1 protein-coding gene is annotated in these 1514 nt (G+C 36.2%); it reads right to left on the bottom strand.

Features of this window, described 5'->3' with window-relative positions:
• Positions 1 to 37: 37 nt before the first annotated feature.
• The gene (locus tag AC3ASS_RS14180) at positions 38 to 1255 is read right to left on the bottom strand and encodes an IS110 family RNA-guided transposase (protein WP_488284153.1); all 1218 of its coding nucleotides are present in this window, start codon (positions 1253 to 1255) and stop codon (positions 38 to 40) included.
• Positions 1256 to 1514: the final 259 nt, after the last annotated feature.

Genomic DNA, 1514 nt, shown 5'->3' with positions numbered 1-1514 from the left:
TTAACTGAGGGAGAATATGTGATATAATACGAATTAATTAATGGCCCATAGAGATCGCGTACGAGTAATCGTACTTTGTATTGTTCCTGACCATGGAATGGATACATTTTAGTAGTTTGTTCATGCAAGCTACTACGGCAACCTTGTCCTTTTTAGGATGAGGTTGTTTTTTTAATTTGTAATAGTAATCTACAATGTGATTTGGTGCTGCCTTCTGTTGGCGTATCATGTTTCGAACAATGAAGTATAAGATTTTCCTTCCTTTTGGATTACCCCGCTTATTAATGTGATCTTGGCCTGCATATTTTCCAGATTGATATCTTCGTATATCAATACCAATAAAGGCGTTGACTTTTTTGTGATTTGAAAAACGTGTAATGTCACCAACTTCTCCGATGAAGAGTGCTGCACTGATTTCACCGATCCCTGGAAAGCTAGTGAGTACTTCAAACTCTAGAAGCTGTTTAGCTTTCTCTATCATTTGTTTAGAAATATTCTCTTTTTCTTCTAATAGTCGATGAAGATGCCTTGCGTAATATTGCACTTTTTGAGTTTGAACGCTGTTTGGAGAAACAGCTGGATAAGACTCTTTGGCGTATTCAATAATTTGATTTGCCTTTTGTTTCGCGCGATTCTCCGATATTTTTTTGGTCGTACTTTTCATTAATAAATTTTTGATTTTTGTTTTACTACTTTGTAACACATATTCTGGATGCGGAAACAAGTTAATTAGGGTTAGCGCATATGGTGTGACTCTGCTTGAAAAGAATCGTTCAAGCTCAGGAAAACTTAATTGCAATGCATTATGTAAGTACATCCGTGTGCGTTTTATATCATCTTCTATTTCTTGATAAAAACGGGATAAATCACGTAGTTCATTATAGATGTTTGACTGTTGTGTTTTTTCTGGTCGGTCATTCTGTTGATGAACTTGTGCCAATTTATGGGCGTCATGCTTGTCTGTTTTCCAACTTCGTAAAGTTCCTTGTTCTAATTGTTTTTTCGCTGCAAGAGGATTTAATAAGCAATAACGTATCTGGTTTTTTTGGCAAAATGCTTCGATTGGTTTGGAGTAAATGCCAGTAGATTCAAACACAAGCATTAAATCATCTGGAAGAGTTTGAATTTCGTTCAATAGCTCTTGAAAACCAGTTTGATTATGAATAACCTCACCTTCAGAAAGACAACTTTGATCATTATAAACAACCTTATAGCTTTTCCCCATCGCAACATCTAAAGCCATTACTGTTCCCATTTTACTACCTCTCTCTTTTGTTTGTGTGAAAGATCTTCACTTATTCATTTCGATTCCAATTTCCTATACACGAGCTCTGATGGCCCCAACATACTTAAACCTGATTCAAAAATGAAAGTGAAGAAGCCCAGTTTTTTATTCGGATTCGTAATCCCTGAGGCTTCGGTCGGGCTTTCTTTCACTCCTCACTATAACTCAAAAAAGAAATAGTGGGTAAGATCACCCGTCGATGACCTTACCCACTAATCTTAGTATGTTT

The sequence above is a fragment of the Bacillus sp. JST-5 genome, from assembly GCF_057747715.1.
Note: the sequence above shows the minus strand (reverse complement) of the source record. Positions and strands in the feature narration are given on the sequence as shown.

Coding starts and splice junctions, on each gene's coding strand:
- AC3ASS_RS14180 (WP_488284153.1), bottom strand. CDS start 1,255: ATGGGAACAGTAATGGCTTTAGATGTTGCGATGGGGAAAAGCTATAAG.